This window comes from Hohaiivirga grylli (assembly GCF_039655745.1).
GTDB lineage: Bacteria > Pseudomonadota > Alphaproteobacteria > Rhizobiales > Beijerinckiaceae > Hohaiivirga > Hohaiivirga grylli.
The window spans coordinates 768,877-791,437 of sequence record NZ_JBBYXI010000002.1 but is presented as its reverse complement, the minus strand read 5'-3'; the positions used below and the strand labels follow the sequence as shown (position 1 = coordinate 791,437).

Genomic DNA, 22,561 nt, shown 5'->3' with positions numbered 1-22,561 from the left:
TCAGAGGGTGAGCGATGATTCTTGGTCTTACGCATGTTGATGTTCTTGCTCTGATCATCTTCTTTGCTTCCTGGTTCGGATATAACATCATTCTCGAGCGTAATACCGCCCGGAAAAGCCTCAACCAGACTATGGATGGCTATCGGCAGACATGGATGCAGCAGCTGGTTGTTCGGGATAATCGTGTTGTTGACACGACGATCATGGCCACTCTTCAGAACGGTGCTGCATTTTTTGCTTCAACTTCATTGCTGGCAATCGGTGCGTCACTGACATTGTTTCGCTCAACTGATGAAGTCCTGGGTGTCATGAGCAGTTTTCCCTTTGGTGAGGAAATGAACCGTCTGGGCTGGGAGGTTCGGGTTTTTGGCCTGACAGTTATTTTCATCTACACCTTTTTCAAATTTTCATGGGCATATCGCATTTTTAATTATGCCGCGATTTTGGTTGGAGCTGTTCCTGTTATCCGTTTTGGACAATCAACGGATGAAGATAAGGAGGCGGCCTATGAAGCAGCCGAGAGGGCTGCCCGTATGAATACGGTCGGTGGGCGACATTTCAACCGCGGACAACGCGCCTTTTTCTTTGCTCTGGCTTACTTAAGCTGGTTTATCAGCGCATATGCCCTGATGCTTGCAACTGTTGCTGTCATCTTTGTTATGTGGCGTCGGCAGTTTGCCTCTGAAGTGCAGGCTGCAGTTCACCACCGCATAAAAAAACAATAACTCTTCTTTTTAAACTCTCAGATTTATGCAGCAGATGAAAATAGTTCACACCCACCTTTAGATTAATGTCTGATGGCTTGACACTTGAGGTCTAGCAGGCTGTAATTCCAAACGAATTTAGCCTTAATGTCTCGGGCTGTCTGAATTCTCTACGCTTTTGCGTTTTAACGGGGAAACACTATGAAGATTTTGAAAGCAAAGAAGTTTGCTCTGGCAATGTCTGCCGCATTTGTTCTCGGCATGTCGGGTTCTGCCATGGCCGAAGAAACCATCAAGATTGCCTTTGCTGGTCCGATGACAGGCTCTGTTAAGCAATATGGTGATATGGTTCAGGAAGGCTATATTACTGCTATTGAAGCAATTAATGCCGCTGGTGGTGTTAATGGCAAGAAACTTGAGGCTGTGCTCTATGATGATGCCTGCGAGCCAAAGCAGGCTGTGACAGTTGCTAATAAAATTGTCAGTGATGGCATCAAGTTTGTTGTTGGCCATGTTTGCTCGGGTTCAACAATTCCTGCCGCTGACATCTATGATGGTGAGGGAATTGTTATGATTACCCCATCATCCACTGCTCCGGTGCTGACAGAGGCTAAGCTGCGTCACAGCATTTTCCGCAGTATTGGTCGTGATGACCAGCAGGCCCCAATTGCGGCTGAGTACATTGTCTCTAAAGGCAAGTGGAAGAATATCGCGATTGTCCATGACAAACAGTCTTATGGTCAGGGACTTGCTTCCGTTGTGAAAGCCAAACTGGATGAGGCAAAGGTTCCGGTTGTTCTGTTCGAAGGCCTGAATGCTGGCGAAAGTGATTATTCAGCTTTGATTACCAAGCTGAAATCAAGTGGCGTCGATTTCGTTTATTTTGGTGGTTATCACCCGGAACTTGGCCTGCTTGAGCGTCAGGCTCGTGAGCAGGGGCTCAATGTAACGTTTATGGGGCCAGAAGGTATTGCCAATAGTGCTCTTGCGTCTATTGCGGGTGCGGCTGTTGAAGGCACACTGATGACATTGCCTGCCGACTTCTCGGCTGATCCTGAAAATGCCAAGATTGTTGAGCAGTTCAAGACAAAGAACCGTGATGCTTCCGGTACCTTCCAGCTGCCAGCTTACAGTGCGGTTGTCGTTATTGCTGATGCAATCAAAGGCGCAAAGTCAGAGGATTCTGTTGAAGTTGCTGAATACATTCATGGCAACACCTTCAATACGCCAATTGGTAAGATTGGATTCGATAAGAAGGGCGATCTGACCAACTTTAAGTTCGTTATCTATGAAACAAAGAAGGACGGTTCACGCGTTCCTGCTCCTTAAGTCCTGACTAATACAAGAAGCGTTGGCGGTATATTGCTGCCAACGCTTTTCTTGAATTTTATTGAGTTATTTGGATGGGGCATTAGGCCATATTGGCCTGTATTTTAATGATGCTTCTCCCCATAGTTTGAGCCTAATAGTCTTGCCTGTTACGACCGTGATGTGTCAGATGGGGTACGATGACAGATTTTCTTTCTCAATTTTTTCAGCAGCTGATTAATGGTCTGAGTATTGGAGCGATTTATGCTCTGATCGCCATTGGTTACACGATGGTCTACGGCATTGTCGGAATGATCAACTTTGCTCACGGTGAGATCTATATGATCGGTGCCTATGTCGGGCTTGTTGTTCTTACTGCTTTTGGTGCAGCCAGTGGTTTACCTGTTCCCGTCATTCTCGGCTCAGCGCTTCTGATTTCAGCTGCTGTAACCGGTTTGTATGGTTATGCGGTTGAGCAGGTTGCCTATAAGCCACTTCGTGGTGCACCGCGTCTGGTGCCTCTGATCTCTGCCCTTGGCGTTTCTGTATTCTTACAGAATTACGTTGCGTTGGGGCAGGGTGCCTATGATCTGGCGGTGCCTGATATCCTGAGTGGTACGTGGTCATTCAGCCTTGGTGGGCAGTTTGACGTCACGTTCTCATATTCACGCATGCTGATCATTGCTGTCACTGTTATCCTGATGGTTGCTTTGACGATGTTCATCAAGCATTCCAGGTTGGGGCAGGCATGTCGGGCATGTTCTCAGGATATGTCGATGGCTAATCTGCTTGGCATTGATACCAACAGGGTTATTTCTTTTACCTTCATGCTCGGTGCGGTGCTGGCTGCCGTTGGTGGTGTTCTGGTTGGGCAATCCACGGGCAAGATTAATCCGTTCATCGGGTTCATCATTGGTATGAAAGCGTTTACGGCTGCCGTTCTTGGCGGTATCGGTTCAATTCCTGGTGCGATGCTGGGTGGTTTTGTTCTCGGCCTTGTTGAGACATTTGCCCAGGGGTACTGGAGCTCCGAATATAAGGATGTGATATCCTTCGGCCTTTTGATCCTCGTTCTGCTCTTCCTGCCAACAGGCCTTCTCGGCAAATCCAGCATGGAGAAAGTCTGATGTCTCATTATCAGAACGCGGGGCAAGGCAATATCTTTGCTGACAGCATCAAGCATGCCCTGATTGCTGCCATTCTAACAGTTCTCATGTTAATGCCGATCTTCGCATTGCATATTGAGCCGCCACGTCCGCCAGAAACCGCTTTGTCTCTGTCTTATGAGTGGAGCTTCCTGCTTTACGGCGCTGCTGCGGTTTTCTGTTTCCAGCTTATTCGCCCGTTCCTGTCGAAGGGCCTGTCTGGATTGCCCAGGTTTACGACGCCCGAGCTGACACCGCGCCATCAGCAGTTGGCTTTATGTCTGCTTCTTCTTGGGGCTTTTGCTGTTCTGGCATTCGGTGATCGTGCGCAAATCTCAATAGGCCAGCTCGCAATGATTTATGTCATTCTGGCGTTGGGGCTGAATATTGTCGTTGGTTTTGCCGGGCTGCTGAACCTTGGTTATGCCGGTTTCTATGCCATTGGCGGTTACACCTATGCTGTTCTGAATATTCATTATGGCCTCGGTTTCTGGCAGAGCTTGCCGATTGCGGTTGTACTCGCTGCGATTACTGGTCTGGTTCTCGGGTTCCCGGTTCTGCGTCTGCGGGGTGACTATCTGGCAATTGTGACGCTTGGTTTCGGCGAGATTATCCGCCTTGTTGCCCGGAATATTGACTTCCTTGGAGGGCCGGGCGGTCTGAATGGCGTCTCTAAGCCATCTGTGTTTGGTTATGAGATGGCATTGCGTCCGTCTCAGGAAGGTGTTCAGACGTTCCATCAGATTATGGGCTGGAAGTTCCAGACCATTCACATGCAATATTACCTCTATATCCTAGGCATATTCTTTGCCGTCTGCGCTGTTCTCGTCGCCATAAGGGTGTCACGTATGCCTATTGGGCGCGCGCTTGAAGCAATGAGAGAAGACGAGATCGCCTGCCGCTCTTTAGGGCTTAATCCAACCGCTCTTAAGCTGATAGCCTTTACATTAGGTGCTGGTTTCGCCGGTGTTGCTGGTGCGCTGTTTGCTGCCAAGCAGGGCTCTGTCAGCCCTGAGGCTTTTACATTTCTTGAATCTGTTCTCATTCTTGTTGCCGTGGTTGTCGGTGGTATGGGCTCACTGCTTGGGGTTATCGTCGGTGGTATTCTGATTGCCGTTCTTGTAACGACTGGCACAGGTTTTGCTGAATATCGGATGCTCTATTTCGGGGCAATTCTCGTTATTATGATGATCTGGCGTCCACAGGGCCTCCTGCCGGTTGGTCGTCGTCAGGTGAAGGTTAAAGCATGAGTCCGAAAGACGTACTCCACGTATCCGATCTTCGGATGGAATTCGGCGGTCTCGTAGCTGTCGATGGCATTTCCTTTATGGTTCATCCGCAGGAAATTTTTGCGATTATTGGTCCGAATGGTGCTGGCAAGACGACGGTGTTTAACTGTGTTTCTGGTTTTTATAAGCCGACATCAGGCCACGTCTCATTTGCGGGTGAGTCTATTACGGGTCTCCCAAGCCATCAGGTTGCCCGTCGTGGTATTGTCCGGACATTCCAGAATATACGCCTGTTCAAGAGTATGACGGTGCTTGAGAACCTGTTGGTTGCCCAGCATCGGCAGGTCAATAATAACTTCTTGTCTGGTTTGTTCTCCTTGCCGCGTTATCGTCGGTATGAGCGTGAGGCCCTTGACCGTGCAATGTTCTGGCTCGAACAGCTTGGTCTGGGCGAGTTTGCCAACCGCGAGGCAGGTACACTGGCTTATGGGCATCAGCGTCGTGTTGAGATTGCCCGTTGCATGATTACAGAGCCGCGGCTGCTTTTACTGGATGAGCCTGCTGCTGGCCTTAATCCGCAGGAGAAACTGGAGCTGCAGCATCTTATTGATCGCCTGCGTCGTGAAAATCACGTTGCTGTGCTTCTCATTGAGCATGATATGCGTCTGGTCATGGATGTCTCTGATCGTATTCTGGTGATGGAATATGGTCGGCCAATTGCAACCGATACACCAAAGCGCATCCAGCAGGATGAACGCGTTATCAAAGCCTACCTGGGGGAGGACTGAGATATGCTCAAGCTCGAACAGGTACATACACACTACGGTGCGGTTGAAGCGCTGCATGGTGTTTCTGTTGAAGTTAAAGAAGGCGAGATCGTTACGCTTATTGGTGCGAATGGTGCAGGCAAGACAACCCTGCTCATGACAATCTGTGGGACACCACGGGCAACCAGCGGGCAGGTTTTGTTTGAGGGCAAGGATATCAATACGATTCCAACTCATCTGCGCATGCAGCAGGGTATTGCCATCTCACCGGAAGGGCGTCGTATTTTCCCGGAACTCACAGTTTACGAGAACTTGCGCATGGGAGCTTTCTTTGCAGGAAACGCAGAGATTGAAGAGCGGATGGAGTTTGTCTTCAATCTGTTCCCACGCCTGAAAGAACGTTTTGAGCAACGCGGTGCAACCATGTCCGGTGGTGAGCAGCAGATGCTGGCAATCGGCCGTGCTTTGATGAGTAAGCCACGACTATTGCTACTTGATGAGCCAACACTTGGCTTGGCACCTATGATTATCAATCAGATATTCGACATTATTCGTCAGATCCGTGACAGAGGTGTTACGGTCTTTCTGGTTGAGCAGAATGCCCATAAGGCATTGCAGGTCGCGGACCGCGGCTATGTCCTTGAGAATGGTAGTGTGGTGCTGGAAGATACAGGTGCCAATCTCCTCAAGAATGATGCCGTTAGAAAAGCCTATCTTGGTGAGCTTTAATAAAAAAACCGCAGAAACTGCGGTTTTTATTTTATGGCTTGGGCAGAAGCTCTGTTGTGTACCCCATGAAGTAATAGGCTATCAGGCCCATCCACTCTTTTGCACCAGTATCAAGGCGTCTTAAGCCGCCTGAAACAAAGGCTGATAATCGGCGGCTGTCTTGTGGTCCGCGCGTTCTGAAATCGACCGGGTAGGCAATGACATTAAAGCCGGCCTTACGGAAGCAGCCGACAGAGCGTGGCATATGCCAGGCTGATGTCACAAGAAGCCAGCGCTCACCTTGCTTGGGTGTAACCATTTCCCGTGTGTAGATAGCATTTTCGCGCGTTGTTCTGGATTTGCCTTCGAATTCGATGCGGGATGCCGGAATACCAAGGGTTTCAGAGTAAGCTTCAACAGCTTTGGCTTCTGGTACACCTTTATAGACCATATTGCCGCCACCACCGGAGAAGATAATACGGGCATTAGGATATCTGCGAGCCAGATCACCCATGGCAATCACACGCTCTCCGGCCTCATTCACATTCAGCTGCTGGCGCATCATGGTTTCGTCACCGGCAACGCTACCACCCAGAACAATGATACCGTCAATTGAAGCATCTGTTGGTTGATGGGTAGGGAAGCGCTGTTCGAGGGGTAGCATGACCCAGTTGGGAACAGGCAGTAGGCCACAGATGAATGTCAGGAGGATACCGGCACTTGCAAATGTAAGGCCCGTTTTCCGAAAGCGTGTGAATGCAATAATAATGATGCCGAGCAGTGCGATGCTCGGCAACAGATTTGATGGTGTGGCGAAAAACCAGACAATCTTCGAAAGATAGTAAAACATATAACCTTCAGTCTGAGGTGAATTGTTACTTCACGCAGAGGCCAACACGTTGCAGCCTATTGATATCTCGCGGCTCGCAATGGGTTGCCATAAAGGTTTTCCATTCATCTTCACTGCCGTAAAAGGCATTTCTGTCCACATCGCCCTTGATACCCGGGACGCGACCTGTTGTCGTGAACTGCCAGAATGTATAGCGGCGGCTCTTATAACGTGTGTGAGGTTCGGCAGCGGTGCTGCGAATCCAATATGGATAGTCGTTGAAAGCACCTTCGAGAACATCTTCATGGAATGTGATGTCGGTGTAGATGATTGGCCGCTTGCCGGTATGCTCTTCCATAGCCTTCAAAATGGTCTGCATCATCTGAAGAGCCTGCTCACGAGGGAGCTTCTTGGGACAATTCTTGGAGAAACCATTCCATTCAGCATCCAGAACCGGGGGGAGGGCATTTGGGTCTGCGGGAACATTCCGGCGGAACCATTCTGCCTGTTCTTCAGCTGGGCGGCACCAGAAGACGAAGTGGTATGCGCCACGTGGAACACCAGCCCGGGCAGCATTGTTCCAGTTTTCATAGAACTTGCTGTCGATGTGGTCGCCACCTTCTGTGGATTTGATATAGGCAAACTTCGTACCGGCAGCCTTAACCGCGGACCAGTCGATTGTGCCTTGCCATTTAGAAACATCAATACCATGAATTGGCAGACGATGGGCTCTGGCAACGCCTGCATGGGGACGAGCGTCACCCTTCATAGAATTGTCACAGGCTCCTGCGAACAAGCTGATACCTGCGGCAAGCGCCATGCACACAGTTTTCCTGAAAGACAGAAACGGTGCCGTAGAGCGTTTCTTAGAAAATATAAAAGCGTTAGACTGCATATGCTCAATTCATGGTTACATAGACCTATGATCACTAATGCGTCAGAAGGGTTAATTTTTGTCTGATAAACAGGGTTAATTTATCCTGAATGGATTTTTGTTCTGTCTATAACTTTATTGTTGCGTTGAGAGCTGTTGATCAGGTGAGCCAAGCTATTGCTTGGTAAGCTCAGGCATCCCAAGGGAGCTGAAATCATTTTAAATGATCGAGGATGTTTATTTGAAATGAAGAGCAGAAAATAAAAAAGCTGCTGAGAACAGCAGCTTCGTCATTATTCCTTCGAGAAGGAATGGTGCGGCCAAGAGGACTCGAACCTCCACTGGTCTCCCAACTAGCACCTCAAGCTAGCGCGTCTACCAATTCCGCCATGGCCGCAGGTAGAAAACAGCCGAATTTCTCCGACCGAGAGGAGCGTGTAACAGATTGCCTCGCAGTCGACAAGCCCGTTCGCAAAGGAATATTGGAATATTTCATTTTCTTTTGCTTTTTTTATGTTTTTTACTGTTTAACCATTTGATTTTTATTGGTTAATTTTGATTTTTCTTTGTTTTTAGAGAATGTGGGTTTTTATGTGATCAAATAGCTGTTCTTCTTATGGATATGCGCTACTAATCAGATAATAATCTTGTGCTGGATGTATTCAGCGCTATCTGTCGATTCAGTTGAGAAGTTCGGCTGGGAGGTTAGAAGATCAATGCGTGTTCTTGATGAGCTGGATGGTGTCCCAACCCAGTTTCCGTCGCATGATATGGCTCCCGTTGAATGGGTGATCTCTGAAGGGCTTGTTGCTTATCCGGACGCAGTTGCAGAGATGGAGCGGCTTGTCGGCGAGATTGCAGCGGGCCGGGAGAGGGAACGCATCTGGCTGGTTGAACATCCTCCTCTTTATACCGCCGGTACATCTGCCAATGAAAAAGACCTGATTGATGCAAAGCGCTTTCCTGTTTTCGATTCAGGGCGTGGTGGACAATATACCTATCATGGGCCGGGCCAGCGTGTGGCTTATGTCATGCTTGATCTGAGAAAGCGTTTACCGGATTTGCGCCGCTATGTTGCAGCTCTTGAAAGCTGGATTATTGCAACGCTTGCTGAATTCAATATTCGTGGTGAGCGGCGTGAGGATCGGGTAGGGGTATGGGTTAAACGCCCTGAAAAGGGTATTTCAGCTGAAGACAAAATCGCAGCCATTGGCATTCGTGTGAAGCACTGGGTTTCGTATCATGGCATCAGCCTGAATGTTGAGCCGGATCTGAGCCATTATGCCGGAATTGTGCCTTGTGGAGTGCAGCAACATGGAGTGACCAGTCTGGTTGATCTTGGAATCCCCATTTCAATGCCAGAAGTTGACTCCATGATGTGTAAAACTTTTACAGGCATCTTCGGAGATACGGTGAAGCTGTGATACTTCTTTAGCAATCCTGCCTCTCTCTGAGAGGCTTTGAAATGTATAGGCTATGAAAATGATAAAGATCTGTTCTGTCGCACTGGCTGCTCTTTTAGTTGCAGGCTGCTCGTATTATCCATCTGGGGTGAATACGGTCAAAGTTGTCGATACAGAGGCAAGCGTGAAGGCCTGTGCACTACTTGGCGAAATAAATGGCCCATTTGCGACAACCCCGGGTGATCTCTGGGGGCTGACCGCACCGATGCGTGAAAAGGTCTATACGATGGGTGGCAACATGCTTCTGTTGAAGCGTGAAGGTCATGACTGGGGTCATGCACGTGCCTATGCTTACTCTTGTAATCACAATGGAAATGATGGCTGGTAAGAAAATAATCTTACTTGAGCGAATCTAAGTGTGGCGGCACTACAACACAGTGCCGCCTATTTTTATTTCTATCGTCTATCTCATGTACTGTGCCGCGATCCCGCCACAAACAGAAGTCAGATATTTCCTGTCCTTTTCATGCCATAAAGCTGTGTCATAAGAGGTGATATTGGAATTTTACCATATTTGCTTTTACCGCTATCGAACCATTGCACAAAACGGTTCATCGTGAGAAACCACGGTAGCGATCTGGAAACGAGAGACGTATTAAATGAGAGTTCGGGTATCAGGTGGAAAAACGAAAGCGGTGGCAATCAGCCAGCCCGCCTCGATTCTGCCTCCTGAAAGCAAGTTTCTCTTTAATGCGGCTGCGGTTTTTCTTGCAGCAACCTTTCTTTATTCAGCCCCGTCCCATGCGCTTGAAGTTCAGCGTCAGGGAAACACCGCAAAAGATTTGCCCGTTTTCTCCTCTGTTAAGGAAGCCGTTCGGGCAGGGGTTCGTGACTATAATTCCGGTGATAAGGCTGGTGCAGCTCAGGCATTGCAATATGCTGCGACGCAGGGACATTCCCTCGCGCTTTGGAAGCTTGGGCGCATGTATGCGGATGGCGATGGCGTTCCGCGTGATGATCTGAAGGCTTTTGAATATTTCTCCAAGCTTGCAGATGAAAATGCTGAAGAGAACCCGGGCTCTGCCAATGCAGCCGTTGTTTCAAGCGCTTTTGTTGCCTTAGGGACTTATTTTCTGGATGGCATCAAGGGAACGTATGTCGAGAGTAATCCGGCGCGGGCATACGATATGTTCCATTATGCAGCTTCATATTTTTCTGATCCTAATGCGCAATATAGCCTTGCCCGTCTTTATATTGATGGCAACGGTTGCAGTCGTGATCCACGGCAGGCTGCGCGTTGGCTAAATCTTGCTGCTGAGAAGGGGCATTATCCTTCCCAGGCCCTGCTCGGGCACCTTCTGGTAAATGGCACAGGTGTTCCGAAAGAGCGGGTTAAGGGGCTGATGTGGCTTTCAGTGGCATACTCAGAAGCTGATCCCGTTCGTGATCAATGGATTGTTGATCTTTATGAGCGGGCTCTTAGTGGAGCATCTGCGAGTGAGCAGCAGGCTGCCTTGGAAAAAGCGGATACTTACCGCACCAATCATTAATATTTATCTTTAAGAAACAAACGTAAGGTATTGATTTTAAATAATTAAGAAAAAATTCCAATAATCGGTACGTGATCCGATGGCTTTTCCCAGTCTCTGGTTTCTTTATAGATGACAACATCCTGAAGCTTGTCGGCTGCTTGAGGTGAAAGCAGCAGATGGTCGATGCGGATACCGTTATTTCGCTGCCATGCACCAGCCTGATAATCCCAGAAAGTATAGAGCTTATCATTGGCATAACAGGCTCTGAGGGCTTCAGTTAGTCCGAGATTCAAAATTGCCCGGAAGGCTGCACGGCTTTCTGGCTGGAAGAGGGCATCATTAACCCACTCTTGCGGATTGGCAGCATCTTTCTCTTCCGGAATGATGTTGTAATCGCCTGCAAGTACGAGTGGCTCTTCATAGGGAAGAAGGGACTGGACGTGGTCTTTAAGCCGCTTCATCCATGCAAGTTTGTAGTCAAACTTAGGTGTTCCAAGCGGGTTTCCATTGGGTAGATAGATTGAGGCAACACGAAAAGCCTGCTGGTCAACCGGTGTAATGACGGCTTCTATATAACGGGACTGTTCGTCTGTTTCGTCGCCGGGTAAGCCTTTACGGATATCATTGATTGGATGGCGTGAGAGAATGGCAACGCCGTTAAATGCCTTCTGTCCATGAAAAGCAACGTTGTATCCGGCACCTTCAATTTCAAGGCGGGGGAAGCCATCATCCTGGCACTTCAACTCCTGCAGGCAGACAACATCAGGTTTTTCCTTATCCAGAAAATTGATGAGGTGCTCAAGGCGCTGCCTGATTGAGTTGACGTTCCAGCTGACGATTTTCATACCGCTATCCATTACTCGTATGACCTGAAGAGAAGGGATGGCCTTCTCTTCAGAGTTTTCATTAAATCAGACTTTCTCAGCCGTTTGGGCAAGAGTCGGGTAATCTGTATAACCTTCTGCGCCACCACCATAAAGTGTTTCGCGATGAAGTTCATTCAGAGGGGCGTCAATACGCAGACGCTCAACCAGATCTGGGTTGGCAATAAACGCGCGGCCAAAGGCAACCATATCAGCACGCTTTGAAGCAATGGCATCAATTGCCATGGCCCGATTGTAATTGTTATTCGCAATATATGCGCCTGAGAAACGGCTTCTTAACGCATCATAGTCGAATGGTGCGATATCACGTGGTCCACCGGTTGCACCTTCAACGACGTGGATAAAGGCCAGATTACGTTCACTCAGTTCTGAGACCAGATGGTTGAACACAGGCTGTGGATCTGGATCACTGATACCATTGGCAGGGCTGACAGGTGAAAGGCGAATACCAATGTGGCCAGCATCCCACTCAGAAGTCATGACGTCAACAACATCAAGTGCAAAGTGTGTACGGCCTTCAATATCGCCACCATAGCTGTCTGTGCGTTTATTGGTGCTTGGTTTCAGGAACTGGTCAATCAGATAGCCATTCGCGCCATGGATTTCAATGCCATCAAATCCGGCTTCGCGCGCATTGCGTGTCGCCTGACGGTAATCCTGTAGAATTGCGCCAATCTGTTCAATTGTCAGAGCTGTAGGCTCAGAGGTTGCAGAAAAACCGCCTTCAATATAAGTTTTTGCTTCTGCCCGAACGGCAGATGGGGCAACAGGAGCCGCACCATTCGGCTGCAGGGATGTATGGGAAACACGACCGACATGCCAAAGCTGGATGACAATTTTACCGCCTTCACGGTGAACAGCATCTGTTACCTTGCTCCAGCCCTTAACCTGTTCAGGTGTATAGATACCGGGGGTCCAGATATATCCCTGACCTTGCTGGGAAATCTGCGCGCCTTCGGTCACAATCAAGCCAGCCGTTGCACGCTGGCGGTAATATTCAACGGTGAGCTCATTTGGAGCGTCTGTGCCAGGGGTTGCTCTGTTTCTTGTCAGAGGGGCCATTGCAATACGGTTTTTGACGTCAATTGCACCCATCTTGAATGGTTCAAACAATACCTTTGCATCAACGGCCATTAGATATCTCCTGCTCACTTTGGTTGGAGGTCAATTTTCGAGACCTCTCATATAGATTTTCAGCATTGCATTGTGCAGGGTAGAGCACAACGGTGCGTGTAGTCGCGCACCTGTTTTGAACATATTCAGAAATTTTTCATAGCATAGATCATAAAAAACGCCGCTCAGTGAGCGGCGTTTCTGTCTTAATAAGTAATGACTTATGAACAACCGGTTGTAGAACCGCAGGTATCGCACTTCAGGCAGGTGCCGTTACGAACCAGTGTGAAGTTTGCACATTCCGGGCAAGCCTCGCCGACATAACCCTTCATGCGGGCTTCTGCACGACGATCATCCACTGAGCGGATGTTGGTTGGTGATTCAGCAGGAGCTGTAAAACCAAGCTTTTCAATCACAGCGTCAACTTCCTTGTTCTCTTCTTGGCTGTCTTCTTCTTTCAGAGCAACGGCACCAACCGAATGCAGGGAAGAGCCGGAAGAGGTGAAGTTTCTGGCTGTCATTGCATTGTCTGCAACCAGCAGGAACCGATGATCTGTCTTTCCGCGTGTAAAGCCACGGGAAATCATCTGAACGGCAGGCTCCGGAGCCTTGGACTGCTGTTCACCACTGCCCATCGCATCGTGACCGATATCTGATGGATCAACATGAGCCAGATCATTACGTCCGATGTACGACACTGCAAGTTCACGGAAGATGTAGTCAAGAATGGATGTCGCATTCTTGATACGTTCGTTGCCCTGAACAAAACCAGCTGGCTCGAAGCGTGTGAAGGTAAAGGCTTCTACATATTCTTCCAATGGCACGCCGTACTGCAGGCCGAGAGAGACTGCAATTGCGAAGTTGTTCATCATTGCACGGAAAGCAGCGCCTTCCTTATGCATATCGATGAAGATTTCACCGAGACGGCCATCATCATATTCGCCTGTACGCAGGTAGACCTTGTGGCCGCCAACGCTTGCCTTCTGGGTGTAACCCTTACGGCGGGCCGGCATCTTTTCGCGTTCACGAATATGCTCAACACGTTCAACGATCCGTTCAACGATCTTTTCGGCAATATTGGCAGCTTTTGCAGCAGATGGCTGAGCAATGAGCTGCTCGATTGCTTCATCAGCTTCGTCTTCATCATCGCTGATGAGGGCGGAGTTCAGAGGCTGGGACAGCTTGGAACCGTCGCGATAGAGGGCGTTAGCCTTCAGGGCGAGTTTCCATGACAGCATGTAGGCGCTCTTACAATCTTCAACGGTTGCCTCGTTTGGCATGTTGATTGTCTTGGAGATAGCACCGGAAATGAATGGCTGGGCAGCAGCCATCATGTGGATGTGGCTTTCAACCGACAGATAGCGCTTGCCGATGCGGCCGCATGGGTTGGCGCAATCGAAGACAGCGTAATGCTCTGTCTTGAGGTGAGGCGCGCCTTCAAGGGTCATCGCACCACAGACATGGACGTTAGCAGATTCAATGTCAGCCTTCGAGAAACCAAGGAATGGAAGCAGCTCGAAAGAAGGATCATTGAGCTTATCTGCCGGAACCTTGAGTGTCTGGGTCAGGAAGTCTTCACCGATTGTCCATTTGTTGAAAACGAACTTGATATCGAATGCAGATTTCAGGCCCTGTTCGATGGCTTCGAGCTTCTCTTCTGTGAAGCCCTTGGCAGCCAGAGTGGTGTGATTGATGGCAGGAGCCTGACGGAGTGAACCGTGACCAACGGCATAGGCTTCGATTTCAGCGATTTCAGCTTCGCCATAGCCCAAAGCGCGTAAGGCATCCGGAACAGCACGGTTGATAATCTTAAAGTAACCACCACCGGCCAGTTTCTTGAACTTCACCAGAGCGAAGTCAGGCTCAATACCCGTGGTGTCGCAGTCCATGACCAGACCGATTGTACCTGTTGGTGCAATAACGGTTGTCTGGGCGTTGCGGTAACCATGCTGCTTACCAAGGTCGAGAGCCTTATCCCAAGCGGCCATAGCATGCTGGATGAGATCCTGATCCTGACAGGACTTGTGATCAAGCGGAACCGGATTAATGAACAGCTTCTCATAACCATCGGCATTGCCATGAGCAGCATTGCGATGGTTGCGAATGACGCGGAGCATGTGCTGGGCATTTTTGCCATACTGTGGGAATGGGCCGAGTTCTTTAGCCATTTCCGCAGATGTTGCATATGCAATACCTGTCATGATTGCCGTGATGGCACCGCCAATGGCGCGACCTTCGGCAGAATCATAAGGCAGACCCATGGTCATCAGGAGGCCGCCGATGTTGGCATAGCCCAGACCAAGAGTACGGTATTCATAAGAGAGTTCTGCAATCTGCTTGGATGGGAACTGAGCCATCAGAACCGAGATTTCAAGAACGATTGTCCAGAGACGGCATGCATGCTCAAAGCTTGCAGAGTCGAACTTTCTGGTTTCACGATCAAAGAATGTCAGCAGGTTGGCAGAAGCCAGGTTACAGGCTGTATCATCAAGGAACATATATTCCGAGCATGGGTTGGATGCACGGATGCGACCACCAGCAGGGCAGGTGTGCCAGTCGTTCATTGTTGTGTTGAAGTGCAGACCTGGGTCAGCAGAAGCCCAGGCAGCATAGCCGATGCTATCCCACAGATCACGGGCTTTAAGAGTTTTGGCAACTCCACCATCTGTACGGCGGATCAGGTTCCAATCGGCGTCCGCATCGACGGCACGGAGGAAGTCGTCCGTAATGCTGACGGAGTTGTTGGAGTTCTGACCAGCAACAGTGAGGTAAGCTTCAGAATCCCAGTCTGTATCGTAAACAGGGAATTCGATGTCCGTGTAACCCTGACGGGCAAACTGGATAACACGCTGGACATAGTTGTCCGGAACGAAAGCCTTGCGGGCTGCTTTAATTTCGCGCTTGAGAGCTGGGTTCTTCTCTGGATTGAAGCAGGAATCACCTTCGCCTTCACAGTTTGTGCAGGCCTTCATGATGGCTTTAAGATGCTTGCTGGCAACCTTGGAGCCGGTAACAAGGGCCGCAACCTTCTGCTCTTCTTTAACCTTCCAGCCGATGTATTCTTCAATATCTGGGTGATTGATATCGACAACAACCATTTTAGCTGCACGGCGTGTTGTACCACCAGACTTGATGGCACCCGCTGCGCGGTCACCAATTTTCAGAAAGCTCATGAGGCCGGAGGAACGGCCACCACCAGCAAGCTTCTCACCAATGCCACGCAGGTCAGAGAAGTTGGAACCTGTACCTGAGCCATATTTGAAGAGGCGGGCTTCACGAATCCAGAGATCCATAATGCCGCCTTCATTGACGAGATCATCGGCAACAGACTGAATAAAGCAGGCGTGCGGCTGTGGGTGCTCATAAGAGGACTTCGATTTTACAAGCTTGCCGGTCTTATAGTCGACGTAGAAATGGCCCTGACTTGGACCGTCAATGCCATATGCCCAATGCAGACCTGTGTTGAACCACTGAGGGGAGTTCGGCGCAACCATCTGATTGGCGAGCATATAACGCAGTTCATCATAGAAAGCCTGAGCATCTGCTTCGCTGGAGAAGTATCCACCTTTCCAGCCCCAGTATGTCCAGCATCCGGCTAAGCGGTCAAAAACCTGCTTTGAGGAAATTTCTGAACCATAACGCTCATTCTCTGGCAGCTCTTCAAGGGCAGCCTGATCAGCGACCGAGCGCCACAACCATGAAGGAACATCGTTCTCTTCAACTTTCTTCAGGCGTGCAGGGACGCCAGCCTTACGAAAGTATTTCTGGGCAAGAACGTCGCAAGCAACCTGGCTCCAGCTTTCTGGAACTTCGATGTTGTCGAGCTTGAAAACGGTTGATCCGTCGGGATTGCGAATTTCGCTTGTTGCCGAACGAAAATTCATTGCGGAGTAGGGAGATGTTCCCTCTGTTGTATAACGGCGATCTATCCGCATAGTACTGAAGTCCTCAAAAACGGAAAGTTACATCAGCTCATGCATTTGTGCATGAGCAGCTGTAACCTCTAAAAATTATCTGGCGCAGTCTCCCGTATCCGAACGACTGCAATTCACTCCCACCCCAAGATACTTGATGCATGCTTCCCCTAACGCGCCAGACAACGGCACATTTTAAACGCATACATGGGAGACAAAACGACTGGCCAAGATCAGTTGATCAGCAAGTTGATTTGAACCTATTCCCTTATGGCCTGCTTCGTCAAGAATTAGTATCACGATTGCGCGTCGCACCATATATGTTGTGGTATGGGCAGTGTTGTGGATATTTGTTAATGACAGGTTAACAAACGAAAGTAGGGGTGTCATTAAAAATAGCATGGCACATATGCAAAAATTGCATGATTACTTAACGTCATGAATTTAAAATGATTTTTTGATAATATCTATTGTTATGCCGTAAAAAGGCCTGTTTTTGTAACTTGTGCCTACTCTCGAATCGAATTTGAGCTATAAGGTAGCCGAAAGAATGCTGCGCTCCGTATTTGAAGCTTAGAAAAATACTGGACTTCATCTCCATTGAGCGCCATATTCCGGCAACTTAGCTATAGGCGCATGAAATATGAAAAACTTTTTCTTGCAGTTCTTTACCTGGTGGAATGGCCAGACACTTGGCACACGATTCTTCACTTGGCGTAAGGGGCAGTTTGTCGGAACCGACGAATTCGGGAATCGCTACTATCGGGCTCAGGGCCCAGTTCTGGATCCGTCAGTTGGTCCGGAGCGGCGCTGGGTGATCTATAATGGCGTTGTTGAGGCCAGTAAGGTTCCGCCAGCATGGCGCTCTTGGTTGACACACACAGAGGATGTTCCACCTTCCGAGGAAGAGTATACTCCGCGTGAATGGGAAATGCCCCATAAGCCTAATATGACAGGTACTGCGGAGGCATATCGCCCTAAAGGGTCTCAACTGGCTGAGCCATCTCCAGCTGCACCTGCAGCAGGATACGCTCCCTGGGCACCGCCACAATAAGTTTAAAGATTGAGGGGAAGGGAACTTCCCCTTTTTTATTGGTATAAAGGTATCTGCACTGTAAGGGCGTGGGAAAGTGCCGAAAGTTTAAAATTAAACTTTGATGAAATCCGCTCCCGTGTTAACGCCACATTTGGTAAGTATCTGAGCTGCTGAAAGAAGCAGTCTTTGGAAATATGATTTCAGATGGATTTATTCGTGTTCCGGTTTTCTAAAGCGATTCGTACAATCTTAAGCCTGAAAAAGCTTGCAGCTCTGCTGGCAGTAAACGGTTTATGTCTTGGTATGTTGATTGCTCCAGCACACGCTGATAAAATCAAGAACCCGATTGCCGTCTTTTCCGGTCTGGACAAGATAACAGGACGTATTATCTCCTTCGAAGTTAATATTGATGAGACAGTGCGTTTTGGTGCGCTTCAGATAACACCACGGGTCTGTTACAGCCGCCCAGCAACAGAAACACCTAATACGACAGCTTTCGTTGAAGTAGACGAAGTTACACTTGATAACGAAATTAAAGGTATCTTTTCAGGGTGGATGTTTGCTTCAAGCCCAGGTCTTCATGGTGTCGAGCATCCAGTCTTTGACGTATGGCTGCTCGAATGCAAGGGCGGCAAAGATATCATTAAAGAAACGCCTGCCAGATAAGGCAGGGTTAGCTTCGCAGTATTTCAACGACATCCTGTCCGGAGAGTTTTTGCTCCGTTGGCCAGTGGGCCGCAATTGATAATGCCTGATGTAGACGTTTCAGGTAGCTCTTCTGGCTGATCTCAATCGTTCCGAATTGCGCAAGGTGATCCGTCTGGAACTGGGTGTCCAATAGGGTGAAACCATTGCTCTTAAGAGTGGCGACCAGATAACAAAGAGCAATTTTTGATGCATCCGTTGCACGGTGAAACATGCTCTCACCAAAAAATGCTGAGGCGAGGCTGATCCCGTAGAGGCCTCCAACCATATTTCCCTCATTGTAGACTTCAACCGTGTGGCAGAAGCCTAAGTTAAAGAGCTCTCCATAGAGTTCTTTGATGCGCGCGTTGATCCAGGTGCCGTCACCATCTCTTCTTGTTGTTGAGCATCCTTCGATAACACCCTGAAAATCGGAATCTATTCTGATTTCAAATGGAGTGGTGCGCAATGTCTTTGCAAGGCGCTTTGAAAGATGGAAGTCATCAAGGGGAATGATGCCTCGTTTTTTTGGCTCAACCCAAAATAATGAGGGATCATCAGCGGCGTCAGACATTGGAAAGATTCCAGCCTGATAAGCTCTTAGCAGAATTTCTGGGGTTATATCCGGAAGTGGTAGATTCATATGGATTTTTTTCAGGTTATTCCGTTGTCATAGCAGGGCCGCTGGGCTAACACACATTGATCTACATCATAGGGCTTTTGCCTTGTCCATTTCTTTCCTTCTTTCGGTGGAGAAAGGCAGTATCTGGTATGTACAATCATATTCAAGTGAAATGGTTGCGCCAGATACAATGGGCATTTTTGATTGTGTTGGCCCTTATATCACTGTTTATTGGCGTAACAGAAGTCGCTCTTCTTGGTGTACTCAAGCTTGACCCCGAACAGATACGCATTCTGCTGATCAGTCGTGTTCCGCGTTTGATCAGCATTGTGATTACCGGAAGCAGTTTAGCAATTGCCGGTATCATTATGCAGAGCATTACGCGAAACCGGTTTGTTTCTCCAACAACAGCGGGAACAATGGAGTGGTGCCGTCTCGGTGTGATGATGGCTATTCTGGTTTTCCCGGATATTCCGCCGTTCTTGCGTGTTGCAGCAGCCTTTCTGGTTTCGCTTTTCGGTACGGCCTTATTCCTTGCAATTGTTGAACGCATTCAGTCACGCAATATTATCTTTGTGCCTTTGGCTGGTATGATGCTCGGTGGGGTCGTGAATGCCATTACACTGTTCTTTGCTTATGGCAATGATGTTATGCAGAACATGGCTTCATGGTTACAGGGTAATTTCTCACTCGTTATCAAAGATAGTTATGAGCTCTTGCACATCAGTGTTCCATTTATGATCCTCTGCTATCTCTATGCTGATCGTTTTACCATTGTTGGTATGGGCAAGACTATGAGTACCGGATTGGGCCTGAATCATGCCGGGGTTGTGCGTGTTGGTTTATTGATTGTTGCTGTCATCTCTTCAGTTACAATTGTAGGGGTTGGAAATATCCCGTTTCTTGGACTCGTGGTGCCAAATCTGGTGCGTATCTATCAAGGAGATTCTCTCAAGAATACATTGTTCGATACGGCCTGGCTGGGTGCCGTATTGGTTCTGGTCTGTGATATTCTGGGTCGGCTGATAATCTATCCGTATGAAATTCCAATCGGAATTATCTTCAGCGTCGTAGGTGGGGGGCTGTTCCTCTATCTCCTGTTCAGGAGAAAAAGCCTTGCCTCGTAACACAAAGATATTTGCAGTCCTTTCTCTGGCCTACGTGGCTTTGCTGCTAGCCTATGTATTTGTCGGGCTTTCATGGGAAAGCTGGGGCTTTAGTTTTCCGCGGCGGATAAAGATTGTCAGTGCCATCATTCTGGTTGGGACAGCCATTGCTCTGTCATCTGTTGTCTTTCAGACAATAACAACAAATCATATTCTGACGCCCAGTATCATGGGGCTGGATAGTCTTTATCTGTTTCTCCAGACAATCGTCGTTTTTGCACTGGGAAGCGGCCATCTTGTGATGATTAGTGATGTGCCGGGCTTTCTGATGACATTGCTGCTTATGGTTGGCGCTTCAACCCTTCTTTTCCTGCTGATGTTCCGGAGGGATGATCAGAATATTTATTTTCTGGTTCTGGTTGGCTTTGTCTTTGGCACCGTGTTCAGCGGGCTTGCGGACTTCATGCAGGTAATTATTGACCCAAATGAATATTCCGTACTTGAAGGACGGATGTTCGCAACATTCAATAGGATCAATCTTGACCTGCTCTGGATTGCAGCCCCCATCATTGTTGCATTACTCATAATGACTGTACGGGATTTCCGGGCACTTGATGTTCTGAGTTTAGGGCGCACGCATGCCATTAATCTGGGCGTGAATTACCGCGGGCTTGTTCTGCGCTCACTGATTTCTATTGCGGTTATGACTTCTGTTGCGACGGTACTTGTCGGACCCATAACATTTCTGGGAATTCTGGTGGTCAGTCTGGCGCGTGCGCTTTTCAAGACATACCGGCACCATATTCTGGCATTTGGGGCTATTCTGGTGGCAGTTACCGTGCTGCTTCTTGGAATGCTGCTGACAGAAAGAATTTTGATGTTCCGGACACCGTTGAGCGTCATCATTAACTTCGTTGGAGGTCTGTACTTCCTCTATCTTCTGCTTAAGGCAAAGAATGCATGATTGAGATACGCAATATAACCAAGAGCTATGGAGAGAAGACCGTTGTTGAGGATGTCTCCATTGCGCTTCCAACCGGGAAGATAACGGCGTTTATTGGCAGTAATGGTGCCGGAAAAAGTACGATCCTTTCACTTGTCAGCCGCCTGATTGCCGCGAATGAAGGTGAGGTCTGCATTGATGGTGTATCACTCGCTCAATGGAATACCCGCGAGCTTGCCAAGCATTTGGCGATCCTCGGGCAGTCAACGCATTTCAACCTCAGAATCACGGTTGAGGATCTTGTTCGGTTTGGCCGCTTTCCGCATTCGCAAGGCAAACTTGATGAAGCTGATCAGGAGATCATTGATGAGGCATTGTCATATACGGGATTGCATGACCTGAAGGGACGTTTCATTGATGAGTTGAGTGGTGGTCAGCAGCAGATGGCCTATATCGCAATGGCGATTGCTCAAAATACCAAGTACATTTTACTGGATGAGCCGCTGAATAATCTGGATATGCGCCGCTCGGCCCAGATTATGTCACTGCTGCGCCGACTTGTTCATGAGAAGGGCAAGACGGTTATCGTGGTTATTCATGATATCAATTTTGTTTCATTTTATGCTGATTTCATTGTGGCCCTGAAAGATGGAAAACTCAGACATTCCGGACCTGTCAGTGAGATCATTAAGCCGGATGTTCTGAAAGATATCTACGATATGGATATTGTCGTTGAAGATTATAACGGCAAACCGCTTTGTGTTTACTACGAATAGAATAGGGATACTCATGCGCACGATAAAAGGCTTTTTAGCTACAGTCCTTTGTCTCTTTGCCATATTGGCAGGGGGCATTTATCAGGCAGCCGCACAGGAGAGTGTCACAATCACCCATAAACTGGGCACCGTGACCCTGAAAGATATCCCGAAACGTGTTGTCATCATGGATTACGGGATGCTGAACTCTCTTGATGAACTTATAGCGTCTGGGGCTGTTCAGAAGGATTTGAAGTTTGCGCTGCCCAAGCAGGGCCTGCCTGATTACATGAGTAAATATAAAGGCGATGAGTATGTCGATATTGGCGGGTTGAAGGATTTCAATCTGGAGACCATTTATGGTTTCAAACCTGATCTGATCATCATTTCAGGCCGTCAGCAGGATTTCTATAAGGATCTGTCTTCCATTGCTCCTGTCTGGTTTGTTGATAGCTATCCAACAGATTATATGCCGGGTGTTACGCAGAATAATCGTAATCTGGGTAAGATTTTTAAGGCAGAGGCAGCCGTAGAGACGGCTCTACAAGGCATCTCAAGCGAGATAAAAGTCGTTCATGATCTTGCGACAGCTAAGAATATGGCTGCCTTGGTTCTCCTGACGAATGACGGGAAGATCAGCGTTTATGGTTCAGGCTCACGCTTTGGAATTATCTATGACGTTCTGGGCCTCAAACAGGCTGATCCGAATATCACAACAAGCCTGCACGGTCAGGTCGTGAACTACGAATATATTGCTGAGAAAAATCCGGACATTATTTTTGTTGTCGACCGCTCTGTTGCTGTCAGTGGCAAGACAGATGGATTGCGTATTCTGAATAACGAGCTGGTAAATGGAACGAATGCTGCGAAGAATGGCAAGATTATCGCCCTTGATCCGGGAACATGGTATCTTTCCAGCGGTGGATTGCAATCTTTGAAAATGATGGTTGCAGAAGTCAAAAAGGCCGTTGAATAAATAAAAAGGGCACCAGATGGTGCCCTTTT

Annotated in this window: 20 protein-coding genes, 1 tRNA gene and 1 pseudogene; 15 read left to right on the top strand and 7 right to left on the bottom strand. The window is 48.5% G+C overall.

Translation table 11 applies throughout. The features are described from left to right. Nucleotides 1–14: 14 nt before the first annotated feature. The 6 genes from WJT86_RS07970 to WJT86_RS07945 all read left to right on the top strand — a co-directional run bounded on the left by WJT86_RS07970 (nt 15) and on the right by WJT86_RS07945 (nt 5,882). Nucleotides 15–725 carry a DUF599 domain-containing protein gene (locus tag WJT86_RS07970; protein ID WP_346337011.1) on the top strand — a complete coding sequence of 237 codons (711 nt, stop codon included), beginning with the start codon at nt 15–17 and terminating at the stop codon, nt 723–725. 180 nt (nt 726–905) lie between these two features. Further along, a complete protein-coding gene (locus WJT86_RS07965; RefSeq protein WP_346337010.1) occupies nt 906–2,033 on the top strand; it encodes a high-affinity branched-chain amino acid ABC transporter substrate-binding protein in 1,128 nt (375 codons plus the stop codon). 179 nt (nt 2,034–2,212) lie between these two features. Next, nucleotides 2,213–3,139, top strand: a complete 927-nt coding sequence (gene livH, locus WJT86_RS07960) for a high-affinity branched-chain amino acid ABC transporter permease LivH (protein WP_346337009.1) — start codon at nt 2,213–2,215, stop codon at nt 3,137–3,139. After that, the gene (gene livM / locus WJT86_RS07955; RefSeq protein WP_346337008.1) at nt 3,139–4,407 is read left to right on the top strand and encodes a high-affinity branched-chain amino acid ABC transporter permease LivM; all 1,269 of its coding nucleotides are present in this window, start codon (nt 3,139–3,141) and stop codon (nt 4,405–4,407) included. The genes livH and livM overlap by 1 nt, the downstream gene beginning before the upstream one ends. Further along, the gene (gene livG, locus WJT86_RS07950) at nt 4,404–5,174 is read left to right on the top strand and encodes a high-affinity branched-chain amino acid ABC transporter ATP-binding protein LivG (protein WP_346337007.1); all 771 of its coding nucleotides are present in this window, start codon (nt 4,404–4,406) and stop codon (nt 5,172–5,174) included. Before livM ends, livG begins: the two co-directional genes overlap by 4 nt. A gap of 3 nt (nt 5,175–5,177) precedes the next feature. Further along, nucleotides 5,178–5,882 (top strand): ABC transporter ATP-binding protein, encoded by a 705-nt coding sequence (locus tag WJT86_RS07945; RefSeq protein ID WP_346337006.1) that lies wholly within the window; start codon nt 5,178–5,180, stop codon nt 5,880–5,882. Nucleotides 5,883–5,913: 31 nt separating this feature from the next. Here the strand turns inward: WJT86_RS07945 and WJT86_RS07940 are convergent, their stop codons facing one another. The 3 genes from WJT86_RS07940 to WJT86_RS07930 form a co-directional block, all read right to left on the bottom strand. Beyond that, nucleotides 5,914–6,711 carry a YdcF family protein gene (locus WJT86_RS07940; protein WP_346337005.1) on the bottom strand — a complete coding sequence of 266 codons (798 nt, stop codon included), beginning with the start codon at nt 6,709–6,711 and terminating at the stop codon, nt 5,914–5,916. Nucleotides 6,712–6,736: 25 nt separating this feature from the next. After that, nucleotides 6,737–7,510 carry a glycoside hydrolase family 25 protein gene (locus tag WJT86_RS07935; protein WP_346337004.1) on the bottom strand — a complete coding sequence of 258 codons (774 nt, stop codon included), beginning with the start codon at nt 7,508–7,510 and terminating at the stop codon, nt 6,737–6,739. A gap of 366 nt (nt 7,511–7,876) precedes the next feature. After that, nucleotides 7,877–7,961, bottom strand: a tRNA-Leu gene (locus WJT86_RS07930). A gap of 319 nt (nt 7,962–8,280) precedes the next feature. Here WJT86_RS07930 and lipB point away from each other — a divergent pair. From lipB to WJT86_RS07915, 3 genes are all read left to right on the top strand, one after another. Next, the gene (gene lipB / locus WJT86_RS07925; RefSeq protein ID WP_346337003.1) at nt 8,281–8,988 is read left to right on the top strand and encodes a lipoyl(octanoyl) transferase LipB; all 708 of its coding nucleotides are present in this window, start codon (nt 8,281–8,283) and stop codon (nt 8,986–8,988) included. Between the two features lie 58 nt (nt 8,989–9,046). Then, nucleotides 9,047–9,355, top strand: a complete 309-nt coding sequence (locus WJT86_RS07920; protein ID WP_346337002.1) for a hypothetical protein — start codon at nt 9,047–9,049, stop codon at nt 9,353–9,355. A 271-nt stretch (nt 9,356–9,626) separates the two neighbouring features. After that, entirely contained in the window at nt 9,627–10,517 is an 891-nt protein-coding gene (locus tag WJT86_RS07915; RefSeq protein ID WP_346337001.1) for a tetratricopeptide repeat protein, read from the top strand. Between the two features lie 44 nt (nt 10,518–10,561). Here WJT86_RS07915 and xth read toward each other — a convergent pair whose 3' ends face one another. The 3 genes from xth to WJT86_RS07900 form a co-directional block, all read right to left on the bottom strand. Further along, nucleotides 10,562–11,344: an exodeoxyribonuclease III gene (xth, locus tag WJT86_RS07910; protein ID WP_346337000.1), complete on the bottom strand. Its 783-nt coding sequence runs from the start codon at nt 11,342–11,344 to the stop codon at nt 10,562–10,564. Between the two features lie 66 nt (nt 11,345–11,410). Continuing rightward, nucleotides 11,411–12,517 carry an alkene reductase gene (locus WJT86_RS07905; protein ID WP_346336999.1) on the bottom strand — a complete coding sequence of 369 codons (1,107 nt, stop codon included), beginning with the start codon at nt 12,515–12,517 and terminating at the stop codon, nt 11,411–11,413. A gap of 200 nt (nt 12,518–12,717) precedes the next feature. Further along, nucleotides 12,718–16,431 (bottom strand): vitamin B12-dependent ribonucleotide reductase, encoded by a 3,714-nt coding sequence (locus WJT86_RS07900; protein WP_346336998.1) that lies wholly within the window; start codon nt 16,429–16,431, stop codon nt 12,718–12,720. Between the two features lie 622 nt (nt 16,432–17,053). Here WJT86_RS07900 and WJT86_RS07895 point away from each other — a divergent pair. Both WJT86_RS07895 and WJT86_RS07890 read left to right on the top strand, forming a co-directional pair. After that, on the top strand, nt 17,054–17,464 hold the full coding sequence (locus WJT86_RS07895) for an NADH:ubiquinone oxidoreductase subunit NDUFA12 (protein ID WP_346336997.1): 411 nt from the start codon (nt 17,054–17,056) through the stop codon (nt 17,462–17,464). Nucleotides 17,465–17,749: 285 nt separating this feature from the next. Continuing rightward, a pseudogene (locus WJT86_RS07890) lies at nt 17,750–18,097 on the top strand (DUF2155 domain-containing protein); the annotation flags it as partial. A gap of 22 nt (nt 18,098–18,119) precedes the next feature. On the opposite strand, the gene aat reads toward WJT86_RS07890, so the two are convergent. Then, entirely contained in the window at nt 18,120–18,704 is a 585-nt protein-coding gene (aat, locus tag WJT86_RS07885) for a leucyl/phenylalanyl-tRNA--protein transferase (RefSeq protein WP_407066924.1), read from the bottom strand. A gap of 197 nt (nt 18,705–18,901) precedes the next feature. Between aat and WJT86_RS07880 the strand changes: the two genes are divergently transcribed. From WJT86_RS07880 to WJT86_RS07865, 4 genes are read left to right on the top strand one after another with little or no spacing between them, the layout of a single operon-like run. Next, a complete protein-coding gene (locus WJT86_RS07880) occupies nt 18,902–19,879 on the top strand; it encodes an ABC transporter permease (protein WP_346336995.1) in 978 nt (325 codons plus the stop codon). Then, entirely contained in the window at nt 19,869–20,822 is a 954-nt protein-coding gene (locus tag WJT86_RS07875; protein ID WP_346336994.1) for an iron chelate uptake ABC transporter family permease subunit, read from the top strand. The genes WJT86_RS07880 and WJT86_RS07875 overlap by 11 nt, the downstream gene beginning before the upstream one ends. Beyond that, the gene (locus WJT86_RS07870; RefSeq protein WP_346336993.1) at nt 20,819–21,577 is read left to right on the top strand and encodes an iron ABC transporter ATP-binding protein; all 759 of its coding nucleotides are present in this window, start codon (nt 20,819–20,821) and stop codon (nt 21,575–21,577) included. Before WJT86_RS07875 ends, WJT86_RS07870 begins: the two co-directional genes overlap by 4 nt. A 13-nt stretch (nt 21,578–21,590) precedes the next feature. Further along, nucleotides 21,591–22,532 carry a siderophore ABC transporter substrate-binding protein gene (locus tag WJT86_RS07865; RefSeq protein ID WP_346336992.1) on the top strand — a complete coding sequence of 314 codons (942 nt, stop codon included), beginning with the start codon at nt 21,591–21,593 and terminating at the stop codon, nt 22,530–22,532. Nucleotides 22,533–22,561: the final 29 nt, after the last annotated feature.